The organism is Mesorhizobium sp. M1066, assembly GCF_040318635.1.
GTDB lineage: Bacteria > Pseudomonadota > Alphaproteobacteria > Rhizobiales > Rhizobiaceae > Mesorhizobium.
In genome coordinates this window covers 35,604-58,776 of the sequence record NZ_JAMYMR010000014.1, presented here as the reverse complement: position 1 = coordinate 58,776, position 23,173 = coordinate 35,604, and the positions used below count along the sequence as shown (strand labels likewise).

The 23,173-nt window shown below is 65.1% G+C and carries 15 protein-coding genes; 8 read left to right on the top strand and 7 right to left on the bottom strand.

Going from position 1 to position 23,173, the window contains the following annotated elements:
* The first annotated feature begins 124 nt into the window (after positions 1-124).
* The 6 genes from NKH52_RS18875 to NKH52_RS18850 all read left to right on the top strand — a co-directional run bounded on the left by NKH52_RS18875 (position 125) and on the right by NKH52_RS18850 (position 7,925).
* Positions 125-622, top strand: coding sequence for a (2Fe-2S)-binding protein (locus NKH52_RS18875; RefSeq protein ID WP_023814339.1), 498 nt, complete (start codon positions 125-127; stop codon positions 620-622).
* Positions 619-1,677, top strand: a complete 1,059-nt coding sequence (locus NKH52_RS18870; protein WP_352732340.1) for an FAD binding domain-containing protein — start codon at positions 619-621, stop codon at positions 1,675-1,677. The genes NKH52_RS18875 and NKH52_RS18870 overlap by 4 nt, the downstream gene beginning before the upstream one ends.
* Positions 1,667-3,925, top strand: a complete 2,259-nt coding sequence (locus NKH52_RS18865) for a xanthine dehydrogenase family protein molybdopterin-binding subunit (protein ID WP_352732342.1) — start codon at positions 1,667-1,669, stop codon at positions 3,923-3,925. Before NKH52_RS18870 ends, NKH52_RS18865 begins: the two co-directional genes overlap by 11 nt.
* A gap of 228 nt (positions 3,926-4,153) precedes the next feature.
* A complete protein-coding gene (locus NKH52_RS18860; protein ID WP_352732345.1) occupies positions 4,154-4,633 on the top strand; it encodes a (2Fe-2S)-binding protein in 480 nt (159 codons plus the stop codon).
* On the top strand, positions 4,630-5,613 hold the full coding sequence (locus tag NKH52_RS18855) for an FAD binding domain-containing protein (protein WP_352732348.1): 984 nt from the start codon (positions 4,630-4,632) through the stop codon (positions 5,611-5,613). The genes NKH52_RS18860 and NKH52_RS18855 overlap by 4 nt, the downstream gene beginning before the upstream one ends.
* Positions 5,610-7,925, top strand: a complete 2,316-nt coding sequence (locus NKH52_RS18850) for a xanthine dehydrogenase family protein molybdopterin-binding subunit (protein ID WP_352732350.1) — start codon at positions 5,610-5,612, stop codon at positions 7,923-7,925. The genes NKH52_RS18855 and NKH52_RS18850 overlap by 4 nt, the downstream gene beginning before the upstream one ends.
* Positions 7,926-7,997: 72 nt before the next feature.
* On the opposite strand, the gene NKH52_RS18845 is transcribed toward NKH52_RS18850, so the two are convergent.
* From NKH52_RS18845 to NKH52_RS18835, 3 genes are all read right to left on the bottom strand, one after another.
* A complete protein-coding gene (locus tag NKH52_RS18845) occupies positions 7,998-8,708 on the bottom strand; it encodes an outer membrane protein (RefSeq protein WP_352732353.1) in 711 nt (236 codons plus the stop codon).
* 71 nt (positions 8,709-8,779) lie between these two features.
* The gene (locus NKH52_RS18840; protein WP_352732356.1) at positions 8,780-9,490 is read right to left on the bottom strand and encodes an outer membrane protein; all 711 of its coding nucleotides are present in this window, start codon (positions 9,488-9,490) and stop codon (positions 8,780-8,782) included.
* Between the two features lie 284 nt (positions 9,491-9,774).
* A complete protein-coding gene (locus NKH52_RS18835) occupies positions 9,775-10,920 on the bottom strand; it encodes a helix-turn-helix transcriptional regulator (protein WP_352732359.1) in 1,146 nt (381 codons plus the stop codon).
* 234 nt (positions 10,921-11,154) lie between these two features.
* Here NKH52_RS18835 and NKH52_RS18830 point away from each other — a divergent pair, with 234 nt between their 5' ends.
* Together NKH52_RS18830 and NKH52_RS18825 are read left to right on the top strand one after the other, a co-directional pair.
* On the top strand, positions 11,155-12,081 hold the full coding sequence (locus NKH52_RS18830; RefSeq protein WP_352732362.1) for an AraC family transcriptional regulator: 927 nt from the start codon (positions 11,155-11,157) through the stop codon (positions 12,079-12,081).
* 172 nt (positions 12,082-12,253) lie between these two features.
* Positions 12,254-16,072 carry an autotransporter outer membrane beta-barrel domain-containing protein gene (locus NKH52_RS18825; RefSeq protein WP_352732364.1) on the top strand — a complete coding sequence of 1,273 codons (3,819 nt, stop codon included), beginning with the start codon at positions 12,254-12,256 and terminating at the stop codon, positions 16,070-16,072.
* Between the two features lie 111 nt (positions 16,073-16,183).
* On the opposite strand, the gene NKH52_RS18820 is transcribed toward NKH52_RS18825, so the two are convergent.
* From NKH52_RS18820 to NKH52_RS18805, 4 genes are all read right to left on the bottom strand, one after another.
* A complete protein-coding gene (locus NKH52_RS18820) occupies positions 16,184-17,065 on the bottom strand; it encodes an EamA family transporter (RefSeq protein ID WP_127296972.1) in 882 nt (293 codons plus the stop codon).
* 215 nt (positions 17,066-17,280) lie between these two features.
* A complete protein-coding gene (locus NKH52_RS18815; protein ID WP_352732367.1) occupies positions 17,281-18,363 on the bottom strand; it encodes a sensor histidine kinase in 1,083 nt (360 codons plus the stop codon).
* Positions 18,364-18,529: 166 nt separating this feature from the next.
* On the bottom strand, positions 18,530-20,017 hold the full coding sequence (locus tag NKH52_RS18810; protein ID WP_127296970.1) for an efflux transporter outer membrane subunit: 1,488 nt from the start codon (positions 20,015-20,017) through the stop codon (positions 18,530-18,532).
* A gap of 12 nt (positions 20,018-20,029) precedes the next feature.
* Positions 20,030-23,173, bottom strand: coding sequence for an efflux RND transporter permease subunit (locus NKH52_RS18805; RefSeq protein ID WP_352732370.1), 3,144 nt, complete (start codon positions 23,171-23,173; stop codon positions 20,030-20,032).

Below are 23,173 nucleotides of genomic sequence, written 5' to 3'. Positions count from 1 at the left end.
TCGCGGGAGATCCGCTGCCGTCTCCGCTTTCGCGATCAAGACCTGACCGAACGGTTACCTTGCCCTTCCGCGGCAAGGCACCAGTTCAATCCCATCCGCGTCAAGCAACTGGAGCCAGACGCCCATGACCAGCCTTCCCATCACCCTCACCATCAACGGACACAAACACGAACTGGAGGTCGATCCACGCGTAACCCTGCTCGACCTGCTTCGCGAGCGGCTCGATCTCACGGGCACCAAGAAGGGCTGCGATCGCGGCCAGTGCGGCGCCTGCACGGTGCTGGTCGACGGCAAGCGCATCAACTCGTGCCTGGCGCTGGCGGTCAGCCATGACGGCGCCCAAGTCTTGACCATCGAAGGCGTCGCCCACGGCGAGGAACTGCATCCTGTGCAGGCCGCCTTCATCGCCCATGACGGCTTCCAGTGCGGGTTCTGCACGCCCGGCCAGATCATGAGCACGCTCGGCCTGATCGCCGAGGGACAGGCCGGCGACGATCCCGAACGCATCCGCGAGGGGCTGAGCGGCAACATATGCCGCTGCGCGGCCTATGGCGGCATCGTCGAGGCCGTCCTGGAAGCCCAGCAACAGCTTGTCAAAGCCGACCGGAGGACCGCGGCATGAGAGATTTCGATTACATCAGGCCCGCCACCATCCCCGACGCCATCGCCGCGGCAGCCGAGCCGGGTTCGGCCTATCTCGCCGGCGGCACCAATCTGCTCGACCTGATGAAAGGCGGCATCACCAGTCCCGAGCGTATCGTCGACATTTCCCGGTTGCCGGAGCTTAACCGCATCGAACGCCTGGACGATGGCGGCCTGCGCATCGGCGCGCTGGTGCGCAATGCCGATCTCGCCCATGACACGGCGTTCGCCAAATCCTATCCGGCGGTGGCCGAGGCGCTGCTGTCGGGCGCTTCGGCTCAGCTTCGCAACGCCGCGACCGTCGGCGGCAATCTGTTGCAGCGCACGCGCTGCAGCTATTTCTACGACACCGCCAGCGCCTGCAACAGGCGCGAGCCAGGCGCCGGCTGCGACGCGCTGGAAGGCGAGAACCGCCTGCACGCCGTGCTCGGCTGGAGCGACGCCTGCATCGCCACCCACCCGTCGGACTTCTGCGTGCCGCTGGTGGCGCTCGACGCCGTGGTCGAGATCGAAGGCAAGAAGGGCCGGCGCCATGTGACGCTGGAGGAATTCCACCGGCTTCCCGGCGAAACGCCGCAGCGGGAGAATGCGCTGGAGCCCGGCGACCTGATCGTGGCGGTGCGTCTGCCGGCGGAGGCGGCCTCCTTCTCCGCCAATGCCCGCTACCTGAAAGTCCGCGAACGCACCTCTTATGCTTTTGCCGTCGTATCGGCCGCGGCAGCGCTCGTCGTGGATGGCGGCAAGATCCGCGCCGCAAGGCTGGCGCTGGGCGGCGTCGCGGCCAAGCCGTGGCGGGCACGAACGGCGGAAGCCGTCCTGCTTGGCGCCGACGCCAACGAGGTGACCTTCGCCAGCGCCGCGGAGGCCGCCCTGGCCGATGCCAGCCCATCCGGCGACAATGCGTTCAAGATCGAGCTTGCCCGACGCATCGTGGTCAGGGCGCTGATGTCTGCCCAGGCGGGAACGCCCGAGCGGCTGCCAGCCCTTCCTGCCTCCCCGTTCTCAAACATTCCCGGAGCGCGCCATGACGCTTGAACTCAGCCTCAACCAGCAACCCGCCCATGCCCGGCAGGGCTCCAGCATCGGCCAGCCGCTGACCCGTCGCGACGGCTTTCTGAAAGTCACCGGAGCCGCGCGCTATGCCGCCGACAACCATCCGCCCGGCATGCTTTACGCCGTGCTCGCTGTCTCTAGCATCGCGCGCGGCCGCGTTGCCGCGCTGGATATCGAGGCGGCCAAGGCGCACCAGGGCGTGGTCGAGGTGATGACGCCCAAGAACCGGCCGGCGCTCGCCGCCGATCCGGATGCCAAGGACCATCCCTTCATGTTCCGGCTCGACCTGCTGCAAAACGATCAGGTCCGCTACCCCAACCAGAGCATCGCCGTGGTGATCGCCGAGACGCTGGAGGCGGCGACCGAGGGGGCGGCGCTGCTGTCGCCGCGTTATGAAGTGCTGCCGGCGCGCGTTGGCCTCGACGGCGCTGAAAGCTTCGTGCCGCGCGGTGTCGGCGTCGGCGGTCCGGCGGTGCAGCACAAGGGCGATGTCGAGGCCGGCCTCAAATCCGCAAAGACGCGGATAGAGGCCACCTACGAGACGCCGGCCCAGTACCACAACGCCATGGAGCCGCATGCGATCGTCGTCGCCTGGGATGGCGACACACTGTCGATCGACACGCCGAGTCAGGGCCTTGCCATGGCGCAGGGCCGCATCGCCGGCCTGTTCGGCATCGCGCCGGAAAACGTCCACATCCGGAGCCCGTTCCTGGGTGGCGGCTTTGGCTCGAAAGGCATGATCTCCGGGCCGCAGGTGCTCGGCATCCTGGCGGCGCGCCTCGTCGGCCGTCCGGTCAAGCTGGTGCTGCGGCGTGAGCAGATGTACGGCCCGGTCGGCCACCGTGCGCCGACGCGCCAGACGCTGCGCATGGGCATGGATGGCGAAGGGCGGCTGACGGCACTCGACCATCACGCCAAGACTGCGTCGAGCACGTTCGACGATTTCTTCGAACCGGCGGCGGATGCCTCGCACACGCTCTATGCCAGCCCGGCCATCGCCACCTCGCACGATGCGGTGCGGTTGGACACCGGTACGCCGCTGTTCATGCGGGCGCCCGGCGAAGCCACCGGCTCGATCGCGCTCGAAAGCGCCATCGATGAGGCGGCACACGCCTGCGGCATGGACCCACTGGAGTTCCGGCTGCGGAACTATGCCGAGGTCGAGCCGATGACCGGCAAGCCGTTTTCCTCCAAGGCGCTGCGCGAGTGCTACAGGCAAGCGGCCGAGACGTTCGGCTGGGCGAGCCGCCCGCTTCAGCCCCGGCTGATGCGCGACGCGGACGGTTTCCTGACCGGCTGGGGCATGGGCACGGCGACGTTTCCGGCCCTGATGTTCCAGGCCGAGGCCCGCGCCGTGCTGAGAAGCGATGGCAGCGGCCTGATGGAGACCGGCGCGCAGGACATGGGGCAAGGCGCCTGGACCGCCTTTGCCCAGATCGCCGCCGACGGGCTGGGACTGGATATCGACCAAGTCGATTTCAGGGCCGGCAGTTCCGATCTGCCCAATGCAGGCATTGCCGGCGGCTCCGGCCACACGGCGACGGCCGGCATGGCGATCCACAATGCGGGCGCCGCCGTCATCGCCAGGCTCGCCGATCTCGCCACCGGCAACGAGGCCTCGCCGCTGTTCGGCGCCGGCAATGAAGGCGTGCTGGCGCGCGGTGGCCACCTCTATCGGCGCGACGATGAAAGCCGCGGTGAAAGCTATGCCGAGATCCTCACGCGCGCGGGCCTCACCGAGATCGAGGGCCATGGCAAGGGCGCTCCCGACCCGGCGTCCCAGGAGGCCTATGCCAAGCACGCGCATGGCGCCGTGTTTGCCGAGGTGAAGGTCGATCCGGATTTCGGCCAGATCCGCGTCACAAGACTTGTCGGCGCGTTCGCCGCTGGAAGGATCATCAATCCCAGGCTGGTGCGCAGCCAGTATTATGGCGGCATGATCTGGGGCGTCTCGTTCGCGCTGCATGAGGAAGCCATCACCGACCGGCGCTCGGGCCGGATCCAGAATGCCAACCTCGCCGAATATCATGTCCCGGTGAATGCCGACGTTTCGTCGGTCGAGGCGCTGCTGGTCCACGAGGACGACCCTCATGTCAACGCGCTCGGCATCAAGGGCGTTGGCGAAATCGGCATCACCGGCACGGCCGGCGCCGTCGCCAATGCAGTCTGGCATGCAACCGGCGTGCGGCCCCGGCGCTTTCCGATCCGCATCGAGGACCTGCTGGGGTGAGGAGTGGTCCGCCTAGCGGACGGGAAGCCAATTGCTCGGCTTCCCGAACGACGAACGGTGAAAGCCCGGTCCGCTTTCGGGCGGATCAAAAGGTCCAGCGGACCTTTTAAGGGCTGAACGCCCGAAGGGTCCGGAGCGACAGCGAAGGGCCGGACAGCGGGCGTTAGGTCCTCGCCGGCCCAACATAAGATCAACGACTTCGCGTCAAGCAACTGGAGCCAGATGCCCATGACGAAAACAACGATCCCCGTCCATCTCGACATCAACGGCCACCTTCACGGGCTCGACATCGAGCCGCGTGTGACGCTGCTCGACGCCTTGCGCGACCGGCTCGGCCTGACCGGCACCAAGAAGGGCTGCGACCACGGCCAGTGCGGCGCCTGCACGGTGCATATCGACGGCGAGCGTGTACTGGCTTGCCTGACGCTGGCCGCCCAGGCCGAAGGCCGCACCGTCACCACCATAGAGGGGCTTGCACGGGAGGGCGAAATGCATCCCGTGCAGGCTGCCTTCCTTGAACAGGACGCCTTCCAGTGCGGCTATTGCACGCCGGGCCAGATCATGTCGGCGGTCGCTTGCATCCGGGAAGGCCATGCCGGCTCCGACGACGAGATCCGCGAATACATGGCCGGCAATCTCTGCCGCTGCGGCGCCTATCCGCACATCGTCGCCGCCATTCGCCAAGCCGCCTTGGAGGTCGCATCATGAGGGACTTTTCCTATTTTCGCGCCAGCTCGGTCGATGCGGCACGCCAGGCGGCCGCCCTGCCCGGCGCCATGCTCTTGGCCGGCGGCACCACGCTGATCGATCTCGCCAAATGCGGCGTCGCCGAGCCCGAGACACTGGTCGACATCGCTCATCTCAAGGGATTGGACAGCATCGAGGTGGACGAACGCGGCGCCACCATCGGCGCGCTGGCCAGGATGAGCCATGTCGCCGACCATGCCGACATCAAGAGCCGCTTTCCTGCGGTGTCGGAAGCCCTGTGGCAGGCGGCTTCCGCGCAGATCCGCAACATGGCAACCATCGGCGGCAATCTGATGCAGCGCACGCGCTGCCCCTATTTCCGCGACCCGGCGAATTTTTCCGCCTGCAACAAGCGCGAGCCCGGCTCTGGCTGTTCGGCGATCGGGGGCGTTACCCGTGGCCATGCCGTGCTCGGCACCAGCGAGGCCTGCATCGCCATGTATCCGGGCGACCTCGCCGTGGCGCTGGTCGCCTTCGACGCGATCGTGCATGTGGGCGAGCGCCAGATCCCGGTCGACGACTTTTTCCTGCTGCCCGGCACCACGCCGGATAGGGAACATGCGATGGAACCGGGCGAGATGATCACCGCCATCGAGATCCCCGGCTCGGCCGCTGCCCGGCGGTCGACCTACCTGAAAATCCGCGACCGGCAATCCTATGAGTTTGCCGCCGCAAGTGCGGCTGTCGGTATCGAATTCGAGGCTGACGGGCGCACCATCCGCGATCTGCGCGTCGCACTCGGCGGTGTCGCGACGAAACCATGGCGGGCGCGGACCGTGGAAGACGCGCTGAAGGGCAAGGCGCTGGAGCCGGAAACCGTGCGGTCCGCCAGCCTGCTCGCTGTCGAAGGCGCCGTCGACCATGGCGCCAACCACTACAAGATCGAGCTCGCGCCGCGCGTCGTCGCGCGCGCCATCCTCAAATTGGGAGAAACGGCATGACCGTTCACATCGCAAGGACCGTTCCCGTCGGAAGACACGGCGATGCGTCCGACGGCGCTTTTGCCGAAGCCGTCGGCGGCCGGCTGTCGCGCGTCGACGGCCCGGCCAAGATCACCGGTGCGGCGAAATACGCCGTCGAGCAGCAACTCCAAGGCCTCGCCTACGCCGTGCTGGTCGAAAGCACGATTGCATCTGGCAAGGTGCGCTCGATCGACACAACTGCCGCCGAGGCGGCGCCCGGCGTGCTGCAGGTGTTGACGCCGGACACCATCATCAGCCTGAGGACCGCGGCGGACTGGTTCGGCACGCCGCCGCCCGACAAGCCCTATTGCCCGCTCGCGCGCGACATCACTTTTTCGGGCCAGCATGTCGCCGCTGTCGTCGCCGAGACCTTCGAGCGGGCGGTCGCGGCGGCGGCCCTGGTCAAGGTCAGCTATGACGAGACATCTTCCATCGTCGACCTCAGCGATGCCAAGGCCGGCGACGGCATCCCGATCGACGCCATGACCAAGGAATGGGGCGATGCGCAAGGTGCGTTCGCCTCGGCACCGGTCCGCATCTGCGCCGCCTACAACACGCCGCGCGAATACCAGGCGCCGATGGAGCCGCATGGCCTGATCGCGCGCTGGGAAAGCGACAAGCTCACCGTGTGGGAGCCAAGCCAATGGCTGGACGGTATGGCGCGCACCTATGCCGAATGGTTCGGCGTGCCGTTCGAGAATGTGCGGCTGGTCTCGCCCTATATTGGCGGCGGCTTCGGCTCCAAGGCGCTGGCGCTCAGCCATGGCGCGGTGGCCGCATGTGCGGCCAAGATGCTCGGCCGGCCGGTGCGGCTGGTGATGACGCGGCCGCAGACTTTCACCGGCTATGGCGGCCGTGCCGCAACGCGGCAGACGGTGACGATCGGCGCCGACGCGCAAGGAAAAATCCAGTCGATCGTGCATCGCGGCGTCAATGAAACATCCATCGACGGCATGTGGGTCGAGCCGCTGGGATCGGTCACCTCGATCATGTATGCGACGCCAAATTTCTCCTCGAAGCAGAATGTCGTGCGGGTCAATTCGGTGGTGCCGGGCGCCATGCGCGCGCCGGGCGAAAACCCCTCGGCCTTCGGCATCGAAAGCGCCATCGACGAGCTCGCTTACGTGGTCGGCATTGACCCGCTGGAAATCCGGCTCCGGAACTATGCCGAGCAGGATCCGCATGCCAAGAAAGCCTGGTCGACCAGACAGTTGCGCGAGGCTTTTGCCGCAGGCGCGGAGCGCTTCGGCTGGGCCAGGCGCTCGCCCGAACCGCGCTCGATGCGCGACGGCAACCAGCTGATCGGCTGGGGAGTCGCGGCCGGCACCTATCCGGTTCGGCGCGCCTATGGCGAGGCGATCGTGCGCATCCTGGCCGACGGCTCGGTCGAGGTCGAAAGCTCGTCGATCGACATGGGTCAAGGGACCTACACCATCCTGGCGCAGACCGCCGCCGAAACGGTCGGCGTGCGAGCCGACGACGTGGTGGTGAAGCTCGGCGACTCCCGTTTCCCCCGGGCCGGCGTCACCGGCGGTTCGCGGCTGGCCGGTGTGATGACCGGCGCGGTCCATAAGGCGGCGACCTCGGCGCTGGACCAACTGGTCGGGCTGGCGATCAGCGACCCGCGCTCGCCCTTCCATGCGCTGCAGGCGAACACTTTGGTCGTCGCCAATGGCCGCATCGCCTCGCCGCGCGGCGACGGCCCCGATGCCTCGATCGCCGAACTACTTATAAGCGTCGGCCGCGACCATATCGAAGCCACCGGCGACACCATGCCGGAAAACTCGACCGCCGAGGAGCGCTACAAGAACTACACCACCATCGCCATGTCGGTGCCGCACACCGAGGGCGACTATTCCCGCCACTCCTGGTGCGCGCATTTCATCGAGGTGCGCGTCGACGAGGATTTCGGCACGGTGCGTGTATCGCGTGTGGTGTCGGCGCTGGATTCGGGGCGGCTCTACAACCCGAAACTTGCCGAAAGCCAATGGAAGAGCGGCATCATCATGGGCATCGGCCAGGCACTGCTGGAAGAAGGCATCGTCGACCGCCGCCACGGCCGTGTCGTCAACAACAACCTCGCCGATTACCTCGTGCCAACCAACGCCGACATTCCCGACATCGAGGTGATCTCGGTCGGCATCCCCGACCCGCATTCCTCCGTGCTCGGCGGCAAAGGCGTCGGCGAACTGGCCATTGTCGGCGTGGCGCCGGCGATTGCCAACGCGGTGTTCCATGCGACGGGAAAGAGAGTAAGGGATTTGCCGATCACGCTTGAGAAGCTGATCTAGAGAGCAACACCGAAGCTGCCGCCCCCCTTCGGAACCGGCTTGGGGGAGTTCGGCAGTTCCAACGATCAGAACTTATAGGCGACGCCGATCCGGGACATCATGCGTCGTCAGTTCAATCTCGTCGGGATTGAGGGGAGCTCCGTTGACGAACGCGTGACGCAGGGAGTTGTGGCGGCCGAAATCGGCGAACCGGTACTCGCCGCGAACCACCCAATTGTCGGTGACGGCGTATTCGGCGCCGGCGCCCAGCGTATAGCCCGTTACGGTATCCTTCACGTCGGCATAGGGACCGCCCGGAATATCGGTGGTGGTGTGCTTGTAGCTTGCCACAGCCAGGCCGCCGGTGACAAAGGGAAGCCAGCGATCCATCGCATAGCCGGCCCGCAGGCGCACGGAGCCAACTGACTCCATCTTGAGCTCGCCGCCAAAGGCCGGGTCATCGATGCCGAGCGCCCGATAGAGCGTCGTGTCCTTCACGCTTGCGAAGCTGTAGTCGCCCTCGATGCCGAGAACCAGCCCACCGTCGAACTGCTTGTTGTAGCCGCCATAAAGACCGCCGAAACCACCGGACGGACTGTAGCCCCAGCCGTAATTGTCGAAGCTGTCCGGGGCAAAGACTTGCCCTGCCCTTGCGTTCCCCCAGGCATATCCGGCATGCGCGCCAATATAGCCGCCGGACCAGTCGTAGGTGGCTGCGACAGGCAAGACCTCGCTGGTGTCCGCTGCGGACGCCATACCGACAGGCGTGAGGATGAAGGCTGTGGCGAGAAGGATGGTTTTCATCGTTTGCTATCCCGAAACTATTGCCTCGCCCCGCGCGAAAAAAGCGCGGGGGTTTGTTCAGCGACGACAGGTCAGAATTTGTAGCTGAGCCCGACCCGGATATCCTGCGTCTGCAGATCGACATGCGTTTCGGTAGGCAGGCCGGCGGCCACCGAGAGGTCCTGGCTGCCGAAATCCGAGTAACGATATTCGGCCCGCGCGATCCACTTGTCGGTAAAGGCGTGCTCGATGCCGGCGCCAACGGTCCAGCCGACATGGCTGTCGCTGTGGAGCGTTACTTCGGCGGCAGGGCCACCGGCGCTGACCGCAATAAGCTCATACTTGGCCGCGGCGACGCCGGCAGTGATGTAGGGCAAGGTCCGATCGAAAGCATAGCCGGCCCGCAGCCGCGCCGACCCCGACCATTTGAGTTCGCTCTTGAGCAAGGTGGTGACACCGCCGCCGCCGGCGTCGAGGGCCGTCAGCCCATCTATATTGCTGTACACAATGTCGGCCTCGGCGCCGATCACGAAGCTGTTCTCCATCTGGTAATTGGCGCCGATATGGACGCCGCCGATAAACCCGTTCGGATCGGTGGAGACATTGAGATCGGTGGCCCCGCCCAGTCCGCCGCCGGCGATGAACAGATTGGATTTTCCGGCTGCGTAACCGAAGTGAACGCCAGCATAGAGGCCTGACCAGTCATAGGTGGAGGCAACAGGCGAAGCCTCATTGATGTCGGCCGCACACGCCATACCGAGCGGCGCGAGAATGAAGGCCGTTGCGAGAAGAAGAGTTTTCATTGTTGTCTGCTGCCCCAATTTGTCATGGTCCCCGCCGAGGTTGCCCGCGGAGATCCAGCTGTTGTCGAGAAATACGGTGTTGCATTGTCCGCCGGCCGCGTCTTGGGCTGGGCCGCACCCGAATTGTCCTGGAGAGCACTGCGACGCTTTCTCGGTCGGTGTGGCCATTCAGCCTCAGGCGATCGGCTGCCTGTGTTCGGCAGGTCAGCATCGAGCCTGATCGCGACCCGTCCCCGCTCCACGGGCGCTCGGGAGGTGTTCGGCGGCGAGCGGCGGGCTCTATCCTATTGAGCCTGAACCGCGAGCGGCGTGCCCATGTCCGAGACGAGTTTGACGAGATCGGCTTGGCGTCTCGTGCCAGTTTTGGCGAAGATACGGTTGAGATGCGTCTTCAGCGTGTTCTCGCCAATGCCAAGCGACAATGCGCTCTTCGAGGCGGACAATCCGCTGCCGATGCGCAGCAGGACCCGCGCCTCCGCCGGCGTAAGGTCGAACAAGGTGGTGAGAACGGCCTCGGGGAGTGGGGAAGAGGACGTCGTCGTCGACACGAAGACAGCGGCGCATGCGGGCTGGAAAGCGGCGCGAGCCGTTCCTTCGCTCAACGGCAGCACATATGCCACGGCGGGCGGCTGGCCCGGGGCCGAAATGGGCAGGCCAATGCCGCGGGAGCCAAGCAGAAAATCCGCGCTCGCCGCGCTGGCGATCGCTTCCAGCAGGGCGCGGGCCACCGCCGGATTTTGCACCTGGAGCACGCCGTTCCTGGAAAGAATGGGGCCTTGCGCGGAAAACATCCCTTCGGCGGCGCCGTTGGCGTGGAGGATCGCTCCATTGGCACCGGTCAGGACAACAGGCACCGCCAGATGGTCGAGTGCCTGGCGGTAGAGATTGGCGGTGACGCGGCTCTGATCGAGCAGGTCTCCGATCAGCGACGCACGGCGCAGATGCGGCGAGAGCAACGCCAGGAAACGCTGATCTTCGGCTGATATGGCCTCCCTGGTGGCCCGCGTGGTGCAACCCATCAGCCCGATCCGGTCCGGCGTATGAACGAACTTGGTGATGCAGCCTTCTCGCAGCCCCTGCGGTTTGGCCCAATTCAGAAAAAATGCTGTTTGCTGGAGCTCGGCTTCGCTCATCTGCGACAGCGTTGCGACAGGGGTGTCGATGTCGCCGACGACCGCAGCCTTCAGCCCGGGAATCATGTCAAAATCATAATCCTCCTGGAGCACGCGCATCTGCTCGGGATCCCAGGGCGATTGGGCCGCGAAGCGGCCATGGTTGCCGGCGGTGCTGGCAAGCGCGATGGTCGTATAGGCCGCGTCGACAGCCCCAGTGATCCGGATCATCACCCCCGCCCAACCGTCGGGGTCCAGGACGCAATCATAGATATCGCCGATGATCGAACAGAGAATTTCGCTGCTCAGCCTCTCCACACGCCCCCCATTTTGCTCCGATCTCGCCTCGAAGGAATTTGTGGCGTCATACTTTCAGGTGACGCCACGCGCGGTTGATCTCGATTAAGGATTTGAATTCGATCAGTTGATACCTGGCGGCTATTGTCGCTGGTTATTCTAGGAATGGGAAGCATCGCGCTCAATATATTAGAGAGAGCGAATATATATCGGGTTGCACCATTGTCACAAAAGACGATCTTTTCATCGGCTCAGTTGCCATCGCATCTTAGCGAACGCGAACGATTTGCCCTCTGGCAAGACATTCACGTCGCGCAGATATGGTCGGTCGAGTACGGCATATCGGAAAACCTGCCTTTCGAAGCGGCGATCGAAGCCACGGCTGTCGGGCCGCTCGTCCTTGGCCAGATGTCGGGAACCATCAAGGACGCGACGAGGAGGGCGAGCAACATCGCCGACGACGACAATGACGGATACCTGCTGCTGATCAATAAGGCCGACACCGTGTTGTCCGGGGCTCAGCTCGGCCGCGAATACGGCATCGGTCAGGGCGAAGCCGTCCTCGTCACGGCGTCGGAAGCGCTGAAAATGGGCGGAGCCGACAGCAATGTGTGGGCAAACATAGTTGTCCCGCGCGCCATCCTCACCCAAGCCTTCCCACAGATCGACGACAGGCTGGCGTTGAAGATCGGCGCTGAAAACGAAGCGCTCGATCTTCTCAAGCGGTATTGCCTGCTTCTTGAAGCCGGCCGCCCCCTCGCCTCGCCCGATCTCATAGCGCACGCCACGGAAACGATTGTCGATCTGATCGGGCTGGTGACCGGCGCGAAAGGCAAGGCCGCCGAACTGGCGGGCCTTCGCGGCCTGCGCGCCGCCCGCCTGCAAGCGGTCCTGGCCAAGATCGCCGACGATTTCGTCAACCCCGGCATCTCCGCCCAAGGCGTCGCACAAGAACTCGGCCTCTCGGTGCGCTACGTCCACGACCTTCTTCAGGAGACGGGCACCAGCTTCACCGAGCGCGTTCTCGAACTGCGCTTGCAGCGCGCCCGCAAGGTGCTCTCGCAGAGACACGATGACACGCGGGTCAGCGACATCGCCATGATGAGCGGGTTCAGCGATGTGTCGTATTTCAACCGCTGCTTTCGCCGCCGGTTCGGCCATACGCCGACGAGAGCCAGATAGGGTTGGCTCCTCCGCCGGCGCACCTGCGCGATCGCACCGAACTGCCACAGTGCGCACAAAATGAACCGCTCTTCACTCCAGTCCAATTCCAGTGCGGCCCAGCCCAAGACAATCCCTGTCCGCGATGCGATGTCAGCCTCAGGGTGAAACGACCGTGACGTCAGGGGACTGAATGCCGCAGAATGGTTTGGGGTGCCGCAAGGCGAAGACGTTGAAGTATCTCGCATTGACGTCGACCGCACTGGTCTGTCTTGGCCAGCCAATCACTGCCTCGGCTGCCGAGACCTGGGCCGGGGCTATTTCCACGGATTGGTTCACCGCCGGAAACTGGAACAACAGCGCTGTTCCCACGTCGGGTGACGACGTTGTGCTCAACGCGGCGTTCCCGAATCCGACCGTGGTCAATGGGCCGAACGCGGCCGCGCATTATCTGTATCTTGGCACCATCGACAGCTATACAGGCTCGCTGACGATCAAAAACGGCGGTACGCTCGCCAGCACCGCAGGTTTTGTCGGCTATCTTTCGAACGCGAACGGCGTCGTGACCGTTACGGGAGCAGGCTCGGCCTGGAACAACAGTTCGGATCTTTCCCTTGCTTTGGGTACCAACAGCAACGGCACCTTGGCGATCTCGAATGGCGGCACCGTAACCGACACTGTCGGCCATGTCGGCTACGGCCAGGGCACCGGCACCGTGACTGTCGACGGTACCGGCTCGACCTGGACCAACAGTGGCGACCTCTATATCGCCGGACTTGGCACCGGCACGCTTGTCGTCACCAAGGGCGGCGCGGTCAGCAATGCCCTGGGCACCATCGGTTGGCATGCAGATTCCAATGGCATGGTGACGGTAGACGGTACGGGCTCGACCTGGACAAACAGTTCCAATCTGCTCGTCGGCGATCAGGGTACGGGAACGCTGACGGTCTCGAACGCCGGCTCCGTCAGCAACGCCTCGGCCCGTGTCGGCCACTTGGCGGGCTCGACCGGCATGGTGTTCGTCGATGGCTCCGGCTCGACCTGGACCAGTAGCGGATCGCTGTCCGTCGGCGATTTCGGCACTGGCAACCTGGCGATCACCCATGGCGGCGCCGTCAGCAATGGCGGCGGGGCCATTGGCGCGATCGCGGGCTCGACCGGCATGGTGTTCGTCGACGGTGCCGGCTCGACCTGGACCAACAGTTCCAACCTGGCTGTCGGCGATTTCGGTTCCGGCACTCTGGCGATCACCAACGGCGCCAACGTCAGCAACGACACAGCCTATGTCGGCAATTCGGCCGGCTCGACCGGCATGGTGTCCGTCGCCGGCGCCGACTCGACCTGGACCAGCGCGGACATGTATGTGGGCGGCCTCAGCACGGGCACGCTGTCGATCTCGAACGGCGGCGCCGTCAGCAGCGACTCGACCTATATCGGCTATGGTGCCGTCTCGGTCGGCACCGTGACGGTCGACGGCGCCGGCTCGACCTGGACCAACAGCGGAAGCTTGTTCGTCGTCGGCCGTGCAGGAACCGGCACGCTGACCATTTCGAACGGCGGCACCGTCGACAGCGTGCTGAGCTATCTCGGCAACTACTCCGTCGGCACCGCCGTGGTCACTGGCACAGGCTCGACATGGAACAGCAGCTCGGCCCTCTATGTCGGCGTCAGCGGGGGCGGTGTCGGCACGCTCACTATCCAGGGCGGCGGCATTGTGAAAAACACCGTTGGCCACCTGGGGAACTCGGCCGGCTCCACCGGAACGGTGACCGTCGACGGAACGGGTTCGATCTGGATCAACAGCTCGGCCTTGTCCGTCGGCACCGCGGGCACCGGCACGCTGACCGTCTCGAACGGCGGAACCGTCAAGAGCGCTGCCGGCACCGTTGGCGGCGTCGGCACAGGTACGGGCGTCGTGACGGTGGGCGGTGCGAATTCCACCTGGATCAACAGCGGCGATGTCTACCTCGGCAACCTCGGAACCGGCACCCTGAATGTCTTGAACGGCGGCGCGGTCAGCAATGCCATGGGCTATGTCGGCTACAATCCAGGCTCGACCGGCACCGCGACGGTCGATGGCGCCGGCTCGACCTGGACCAGCAGTGCGGGCCTCGCGGTCGGCCTCGACGGCACGGGTACGCTGACGATCTCGAACGGCGGCGCGGTTTCAGGCGGGAGCATAGTTACCATAGCCAGCCACGCCAGCTCCGTCGGCACCCTCAATATCGGCGGCGCGACTGGAGCGGCTGCGCTGGCGCCGGGCTTGCTCAACGCCGCGAGCGTCCAATTCGGATCGGGCACCGGCACAATCAACTTCAACCACACCGACACGAACTACGCCTTCGCCTCGGCGATCGGCGGTATCGGCACGATCAACCAGATCGCCGGCACGACGAACTTGACGACCGATTCGAGCGGCTTCACCGGCGCCACCTACGTGGTCGGCGGACGGCTGGCCGTGAATGGTTCGCTGGCCGGTTCGCTGGTGACGATCTCCGGCGGCATATTGAGCGGCAACGGCACGGTCGGCGGCATCCTGGCACAGCCGGGCAGTGTCATCGAACCGGGCAATTCGATCGGCACGCTCCATGTCGCGGGCAATGTCGATCACACGGCGGGCTCGATCTATCAGGTCGAGCTGACCTCGACCGGTCAGTCCGATCTCATCCAGGCGACGGGCACCGCGACGATCGCGGCCGGCGCTGTCCTCGACGTGGTCAAGACCGATGCCGCGCCTTATGTGCTGGGCACGCATTACACCGTGCTGCAGGCCGATACAGGCGTCACCGGCACCTACACGCTCAGCGGCGCCGGCCCGTTCATCGGCCTTGTCGCCAATTACGACCTAACGCATGTCTATCTCGACGTGGTGCAGGCAAAGTCCTTCGCCTCGGTCGGCCTGACGCCCAACCAGATCGCCACGGGCGGCGGCGCGGAAAGTCTTGGCAGCGGCAATACGCTTTTCGATGCCATCTTTGCATTGCCGAGCGACGCCGAAGCCCGGGCAGCCTTCGACCAGCTTTCGGGCGAAATCCACGCCTCGGCCAAGGGCATGCTGGTCGAGGACAGCCGCTTCGTCCGCGACGCAGTCACCAATCGTATCATGTCCGCTTTCGGCGATATTGGCGCGGCCGCATTGCCGGTCATGGCTTATGGCGAAGGTGGCCCCGAAATGGTCGCGGCCGACACCGACCGTTTCGCCGTCTGGGGCCAGGCCTTTGGGTCCTGGGGCAATACCGACAGCGACGGCAACGCCGCCGCCTTCGATCGTTCGACCGGCGGCCTGCTGGCCGGCGCCGACACGCTGGTCGGCGGCTGGCGCGTCGGTGTTCTCGGCGGCTACAGCCATTCGAGCTTCGACGCCGACGATCGCAACTCTTCGGGCAAGAGCGACAGCTATCATCTCGGCCTCTATGGTGGCACCAACTGGGGCGCCATCGCTTTCCGTACCGGTGCTGCCTACTCCTGGAGCAGCCTTTCGACCAAACGCTCGGTTGCTTTCAACGGCTTCACGGATGGGTTGTCGGCCGACTACGATGCCGGTACCGCGCAAATGTTCGGCGAACTCGCCTACAAGGCCGATGCCGGACAATTCAAGTTCGAACCGTTCGCCAACCTGGCCTATGTCAGCGTCCATACCGACGGCTTCACCGAAGACGGTGGCGATGCGGCACTGACCAGCGCCGGCTCGAACACCGATGCGACCTTCACCACGCTGGGCCTGCGCGGTTCGACCGATTTCGCGCTCGGGGGCATGAACGCCACGGCGCGCGGCATGCTCGGCTGGCGCCACGCGTTCGGCGACGTCACGCCGACCTCCAGCTTCGCCTTCGCCGGCGGCGATCAATTCAGCATCGCCGGCGTGCCGATCGCCAGGGATGCGGCCGTCATCGAGGCCGGTCTCGACTTCAACATGTCGGCCAACGCGACGCTCGGTGTGTCCTATTCCGGCCAGTTCGGTGGCGGCACGGTCGATCAGGGCGCCAAGGTCGATCTCGGTATCAAGTTCTGACGGCAACGAAGCGCGCCGGCCGGACAAAGGCAACGCCCGAACGGCGGTCGGCGACGGGACCGGCTTTACGGCACGATCCCGCATATCCCTCCCACCCTACTCCGCCCCACCCTACTCCGGCGATGGAACCGGCGGCCGTGATGTCAGCGCCGTGCCGAAGGCGGCGACAACGACGGCTGCGATCCCGGCCAGTTGCGTTGCGGTCAGGCTTTCATGCAGGAACAGGAAGCCGGCCAGTGCGCCCAGCCCCGGCTCCAGGCAGGTCAGCGTGCCGTAGATGCGCGCCGGCATGCGGGTCAGCGCCACCATCTCCAGGAAGAATGGCAACGCGCTGGAAAACAGGCCGACCAACAGCGCGCTGACTAGGATCGACGGTGCGAGCAGCGCGGTTCCCGCCTGTGCCACGCCGAAGGGCAGCACCAGCACGGCGGCGATCGCCATGCCGTAGGCGGTGGTGCGGGTGCCAAGCTCCGCGCCGGCCTTCTGGGCAAGCACGATATAAAGCGCCCAGAAGCCGCCAGCCGCCAGCGCCAGCATCACCCCGATCGGGTCAAGCGGCGCGACAGAATGGACGAAAGGCGACAACAGCAGGATGCCAGCCACCGCCAGCGCGATCCAGGCAAAGTCGCTGGCGTGCCGCGAGCTCAAGGTCGCCACCAGAAGCGGGCCGGTAAACTCCAGCGCCACCGCGATGCCGAGCGGAATCCTGGCCAGCGCTGCGTAGAACAGGAGATTGAGCGCGGCCAGCGTCACCCCATAGGCGACCAGCCACGGCATGGTGGCACGCGAGGGCCGCATCTGCCAGGGCCGCAGCACCGCGATCAGCATCAGCGCACCGATGACCAGCCTAAGCGTCGTCGTGCCTTGCGCGCCGATCTGCGGGAACAGGCCCTTGGCGAAGGTGGCGCCGATCTGGATCGACACCATGGCGCCCATCAGTGCCGCGACCGGCAAGGGCGCTGCTTCGCGACTGGCAATCGGCGTCGATGTCACGTGATCCCATCCTCCATACCGCCGGGTCCAAACCCGACCGGCGGCATGGAGATAGGGCGAACCGGCCGGCCTGTCGTGAGGCAGCGGCAACTGGCTGCTGGGGCACGGACTGCAGGCACGCTATGAGCCTCCCGGGCCGCGAAGCGTTCATTGCCGCGGCGGACAAGGAATAGCTGGAGATGATCCTGTAGGTGTGAGAGCGCAACGACAACGCTTTAGGCGGTGGCGGCCGAGCGCTTGAAGACGATGGTGACCCGCGTACCCTCGGCAGCGCTCGACTTCACATCGAACTCCGCCTTGGCATTCTCGGTTAGCGAGCGGGCAATCAGCGCGCCGAGCTTGCCGCTCTTGGGCCAGCTCTCGCCGTCCGGCAGGCCGATGCCGTCATCGGCGATCACGATGCGGCAGCCATCACCGTCAACGATGCTGTGCAGCGTGATCGTGCCGCCGTCGCGTCCCTGGAAGGCATGTTTGAGCGCATTGGTCATAAGCTCGTTCACCACCAGCCCGGTCGGCATGGCGACATTGATCGACACCGGATAGGTATCGACCTTCATGTCGAGGCGGATGCCCTCGACCGCATGCGAGTTCATCACCGCCGACGCGATCTGGCTGAGATAGACACCGAGATCGACCTCATCCTTGCCATCGTCCCCCGACAGCGTCTGGTAGAGGATCGCCAGCGCATCGACGCGACCTGCCAGCCTCTCGAAACGCTTCTGATCCGGTTCGGCCGCGTTTCGCGTCTCCATCCGGATCAGCGCGGTGATCATTTGCAGATTGTTCTTCACCCGGTGCTGCAGTTCGCGCAGCAGCGTGTCCTTCTCGCGGATGCGCTCATCAATCGATCGCGCATCTTCGGTTTCGCCATGGGCAGAGACGTCGACCAGCGCCACCAGCCGGAAGCAGGCCTTGCCATTGTCGTCCTCGATGACATTGGAATAGACGTCGACGATCGCCTGTTGGTCTTCCTTCCGCTCCAGCCGGAACGTGCCGATGAAATCGGTGTCCTCGACCACGGCCTCGAACAGCGGCCGGCCCTTCTGCTTGTGCAGGCCGGTGCCGGAAAGCGCCGCCCAGTGTTGCCGAGCGAGCGTCGCCGCCTTGAGGCCGGACAGTTTCTCGAATTCCGGATTGGCATAGACGACACGCTCCTTCGCACCGAGGTCGGAGACGGCAATGGCGATCGGCACCTGGTCGAGGAACTTCTTGAACTGTTCGCTTTCCAGCGCGCTGGCAAGGTCCGGCGTTTCGAGCAGCTGCCCGACCGCTTCGGCCTTCTGTGTATCGGATGTCATCTGCGGCGCCTGTGCTGTGTAATCACCATCAATAACAGCGATACGATCACGCCGCCATCGCCAAAGCACGAGGCGGCATTTCGCGCGCCGCCACGAGCGGTGTGTCGCACAATCTCGAAATCTGCGTAGCCGCCTCGAAATACTTGACCGAAGCCTTGGAAACCGCTCAGGCCGCCGGCTTCGACGCCAGCCGTGGACCGGTCTTGAGGTCGACGATCTCTGGCTTGGCACTGTCCACCGCGCCGTCCCAACCGCCGCCGAGCGCCTTGTTGAGGGCGATGTAGTTGGTCGCCAGCAGGACGCGGCTTTGCAGCAGCGAGTCCTCGGCCGAGTAGAGAGAGCGCTGGGCGTCGAGCACATCGAGAAGGCTGGTCTCGCCGGCCTTGTAGAGCGTGCCTTCGAGACTTGCCGCCTCGCCATAGGACTTCGCCGACGAGGCGAGCTTGCCGATCCGGATGCGCTCCTGCGACAACAGCACCAGCGCGTTCTCGACATCCTCGAGCGCCGTCAGCACCGAAGACCGGTATGCGATGAAATATTGATCGCGCTGCGCCTTGGCGACCTCGACGGCGGCCTGCAATTGGCCGGCATTGAACAACGGCACGCTGAGCGTCGGCCCGAACGACCAGCCAATCGACGAATTCTTGCCGAGATCGCCGAGCTTCAGCGCCGCCGTGCTGATGTCTCCCGTCAGGCTGACGGAGGGATAGCGGGCGGCTTCGGCCTGGCCGACTTTGGCGGTGTATTGCGCATATTGGCGCTCCGCCATGCGCAAATCGGGCCGCGACAGCAGGAGGTCGGCGGGAATTCCGGTAGGCATCGGCAGGCGTGGTGCAGGGATTGGCGCGACCCGCTTCAGCCGCTCGTTGAGCGAGGCAGGCGGCCGGCCGGCCAGCACCGCGAGACGATGCACGGCCTGGGCATAGCTTGCCTCCAGTGTCGGCACCGCGGCTTCGGTGCTCGCTGCCTGCCCCATCGCCTTGGCGACATCGGCGGCGGTCGCCGTGCCCGCCTGCGCCATGGTGCGGGTAAGTTCGGCGGTCTGCCTTTGCGACGCGGCCGAACGGCGGGCGAGCGCGATGCGGGCCTGGTAGCCGCGCGCCTGGGCATAATAGGAAGCGACATCGCCGACCAGGGTGAGAAGCGTCGAGCGCAGTTCCTCCTGCGAGGCGTCCAGCCCATAGCGGGCAGCCTCGACGCCCCTGCGGTTGGCGCCGAACAGGTCGAGTTCCCAGCTGGCGTCAAAGCCGGCCTGATACTCGCTGTAGGTGGCATCAGAGCCAGACGTGGCTTCTGACGACTTGTTGCGGGAGACCGAGCCGGAGCCCTCGGCCGACGGCAGCAACGTGCCTGCACTCTGGCGATAGCTGGCGCGCGCCTCGCGGATTTTTGCCTTGGCGGTGGCGACATCGAGATTGCCGGCAACCGCTTCCTCGACAAGCGTGTTCAACTCGGGATCGCGCAGCCGCTGCCACCATTTCGACAGTTGCGCCGGCTGGGCAGGCTTTGGCTTCTGGCCGCTCCAGCTTGCAGGCATCGCCAATATCGGCGTCTGATAATCCGGGCCGACGACGCATCCCGCGAGCAGGACAGCGGTAAGCATAGGCGCAAGGAGCCGCCTCGCGGCCACCGAGCCACGTTCCAAGCCTGTCATGTGAAGTTTTCCTTATTGCTGGTTGACCGTCACCGGCGTCTCGCCCGTATCTGGTTTGGCCGCCCTGCCCTTGAAGATGCGTCGCACCGTGACGAACAATAGCGGTACCAGGAACACGCCGATGACCGTCGCCGCGATCATGCCGCCCATCACGCCGATGCCGACGGAGTTCTGCGCGCCCGAGCCCGCGCCGCTGGCAATCGCCAGCGGCAGCACGCCGAGGATGAAGGCCAGAGACGTCATCAGGATCGGCCGCAGCCGCTGTCGTGCTGCCTCAAGTGTCGCCTCGACCAGCCCCATCCCGGCGGTCTGCCGCTCGATGGCGAACTCGACGATCAGGATGGCGTTCTTGGCGGCGAGACCGATCGTGGTCAGCAGGCCGACCTTGAAATAGACGTCGTTGGACTGGCCGAACAGGCTTGCCGCCAGCAGCGCGCCGAAGATGCCGATCGGCACCGACAGCATGACCGCGAACGGGATCGACCAGCTCTCATAAAGTGCTGCCAGGCAAAGGAACACCACAAGGGCCGAGATCGCATAGAGCGACAGTGCCTGGTTGCCGGAAAGCTTCTCCTGGTGCGACAGCCCTGTCCATTCGTGGGAATAGCCGGCAGGCAGTTGCGCGACAAGCTTGTCGATCTCGTCCATGGCGGCACCCGAGCTGACGCCCGTGGCCGCCGCTCCCTGGATCTCGACCGCCGCCGAACCATTGTAGCGCTCCAGCCTGGGCGAACCGAATGTCCAATGGCTGGAGGCAAAGGCCGAGAACGGCACCATCGCGCCGCTGGCATTGCGGACCTGCCATTTGTCCAAATCTTCCGGCTGCATGCGGAAGTTCGGGTCCGACTGCAGATAGACCGGTTTCACCCGCCCGCGATCGATGAAGTCGTTGACGTAGTCGCTGCCCCAGGCGGTCGAAAGCGTGTTGTTGATGTCGGCCAGGCTGACGCCCAACGCGCTGGCTTTTTCCTGGTCGATGTCGACCGAGAATTGCGGCTGGTCTTCCTGCCCGTTGGGCCTTGTGTTGGCGAGCACCTTGCTCTGCCCGGCCAGGGCCAGAAGCTGGTTGCGCGTCTGGATCAGCGCGTCATGGCCCGCGCCGTTGACGTCCTGCAGGTAGAAGTCGAAGCCGTTGGTGTTGCCGAAGCCCTGGATGGCTGGAGGCGCAAGCGCAAAGACCTGAGCATCCCTGATCTTCGAAAACGCGCCCATTGCCCGGCCGGCGATTGCCTGTGCGGCCGAGGCCGGCGATTTGCGCAGGTCGAAATCCTTCAGCCGCACGAAAGCGATGCCGACATTCTGCCCTGCGCCGCCGAAGCCGAAGCCGGAGGCGGTGAACACCCCGTCGACGACGTCCTTCTCCTGGTTGAGATAATGGTTGGTCACCTCTGCCAGCACGCGCTCCGTGCGATCCTGCGTCGCGCCGACCGGCAGCTGCACGCTGGTGATCAGGATGCCCTGGTCCTCTTCCGGCAGGAACGAACTCGGCAGCCGGGCAAACATCCAGCCCACGGCAACGACGATGGCCAGGAACACGACGAGGAAGCGCCAGGACCGGTTGATGATGCCATGCGAGCCGTCACGATAGGCAAGCGTGCCGCGATCGAAGACCCGGTTGAACCAGCCGAACGGACCGGTCTGCGTCGCATGGTCCTTGGGCGGCCGCAGGATCGTGGCGCAAAGTGCGGGCGTCAGCACCAGTGCGACCAGCACGGACAGCACCATCGCCGAGACGATGGTCACCGAGAATTGCCGGTAGATGATGCCGGTCGAACCGCCGAAGAAAGCCATCGGCACGAACACGGCCGAAAGCACGGTGGCGATGCCGATCAGCGCGCCGGTGATTTCGTGCATCGACCTGCGCGTCGCCTCCTTCGGCGGCAGACCCTCTTCCTGCATCACGCGTTCGACATTCTCGACCACGACGATGGCGTCGTCGACCAGCAAGCCGATCGCCAGCACCATTGCGAACATGGTCAGCGTGTTGACGGAATAGCCGAACAGCGACAGCACGCCGAACGTGCCGAGCAGCACCACCGGCACGGCAATCGTCGGGATGATGGTGGCGCGCAAATTCTGCAGGAAGATGAACATCACCAGGAACACCAGCACGATCGCTTCGGCCAGCGTCTTGACCACCTCCTCGATCGACAGCCGCACGAAAGGCGAAGTGTCGTAGGGATAGACGACCTCGACGCCTTGCGGGAAGGTCGAGCTCAGCCGGGCGATCGTCGAACGCACCGCCTCGGCGGTGTTGATGGCGTTGGCGCCGGTCGCCAAATTGACGGCGACGCCAGCCGCCGGCTTGCCGTTGTAATTGGCCTGTGTCGTATAGCTTTCGGCGCCGAGTTCGACGGTGGCGACGTCGTTGAGGCGTACCAGCGAGCCGTCCGTCTGGCTCTTCAGGATGATGTTGCGGAACTGTTCGGCGGTCTGCAGCCGGCTCTTGGCCGTCACCGTGGCATTGAGCTGCTGGCCCTTGCGCGCCGGCAGGCCGCCGAGCTGGCCGGCCGAAACCTGCGTGTTCTGCGCCTCGATCGCCGAGGCCACGTCGCTCGGCATCAAGGCGTATTTGGCGAGCTTGTCGGGGTCGAGCCAGATGCGCATGGCATAGCCGGAGCCGAACAGCTGCGTCGAGCCGACACCCTCGACGCGCTTCAGCGTGTCGTTGACGGTGGCATCGACATAGTCGGCGAGATCGGTCGAGTTCATCTTGCCGTCGGTCGACACGAAGCCGATGACCATCAGGAAGCCGGTCGAGGATTTGGAGACGGTGATGCCGTTGCTCTGCACCACCTGCGGCAGCTGCGACTGCACCAGCTGCAGCTTGTTCTGCGTCTGCACCTGGGCGGTATCGGGATCGGCTGATGTGGTGAAGGTCAGCGTGATCGAGGCCGAACCGGTCGAGGTCGAGGTCGCCGTCATGTAGTCGAGATTGTCGATGCCGGTCATGCCCTGCTCGATGACCTTGGTCACCGAGTTCTCGACGGTCTGCGCGTCGGCGCCCGGATAGGTGGCGCTGATATTGACCGTGGTCGGCGCGATCTGCGGATATTGCGAGATCGGCAGCGAGGTGAGCGCCAGAAGCCCGCCCAGCATGATCACGATGGCGATCACCCAGGCGAAGATCGGCCGGTTGATGAAGAATACGGACAT

Excerpts from the sequence above, each read along its gene's own strand:
- NKH52_RS18875 (WP_023814339.1), top strand. The coding sequence starts at position 125 with ATGACCAGCCTTCCCATCACCCTCACCATCAACGGACACAAACACGAA.
- NKH52_RS18870 (WP_352732340.1), top strand. The coding sequence starts at position 619 with ATGAGAGATTTCGATTACATCAGGCCCGCCACCATCCCCGACGCCATC.
- NKH52_RS18865 (WP_352732342.1), top strand. The coding sequence starts at position 1,667 with ATGACGCTTGAACTCAGCCTCAACCAGCAACCCGCCCATGCCCGGCAG.
- NKH52_RS18860 (WP_352732345.1), top strand. The coding sequence starts at position 4,154 with ATGACGAAAACAACGATCCCCGTCCATCTCGACATCAACGGCCACCTT.
- NKH52_RS18855 (WP_352732348.1), top strand. The coding sequence starts at position 4,630 with ATGAGGGACTTTTCCTATTTTCGCGCCAGCTCGGTCGATGCGGCACGC.
- NKH52_RS18850 (WP_352732350.1), top strand. The coding sequence starts at position 5,610 with ATGACCGTTCACATCGCAAGGACCGTTCCCGTCGGAAGACACGGCGAT.
- NKH52_RS18845 (WP_352732353.1), bottom strand. The coding sequence starts at position 8,708 with ATGAAAACCATCCTTCTCGCCACAGCCTTCATCCTCACGCCTGTCGGT.
- NKH52_RS18840 (WP_352732356.1), bottom strand. The coding sequence starts at position 9,490 with ATGAAAACTCTTCTTCTCGCAACGGCCTTCATTCTCGCGCCGCTCGGT.
- NKH52_RS18825 (WP_352732364.1), top strand. The coding sequence starts at position 12,254 with ATGCCGCAGAATGGTTTGGGGTGCCGCAAGGCGAAGACGTTGAAGTAT.
- NKH52_RS18815 (WP_352732367.1), bottom strand. The coding sequence starts at position 18,363 with ATGACATCCGATACACAGAAGGCCGAAGCGGTCGGGCAGCTGCTCGAA.
- NKH52_RS18810 (WP_127296970.1), bottom strand. The coding sequence starts at position 20,017 with ATGACAGGCTTGGAACGTGGCTCGGTGGCCGCGAGGCGGCTCCTTGCG.
- NKH52_RS18805 (WP_352732370.1), bottom strand. The coding sequence starts at position 23,173 with ATGTCCGTATTCTTCATCAACCGGCCGATCTTCGCCTGGGTGATCGCC.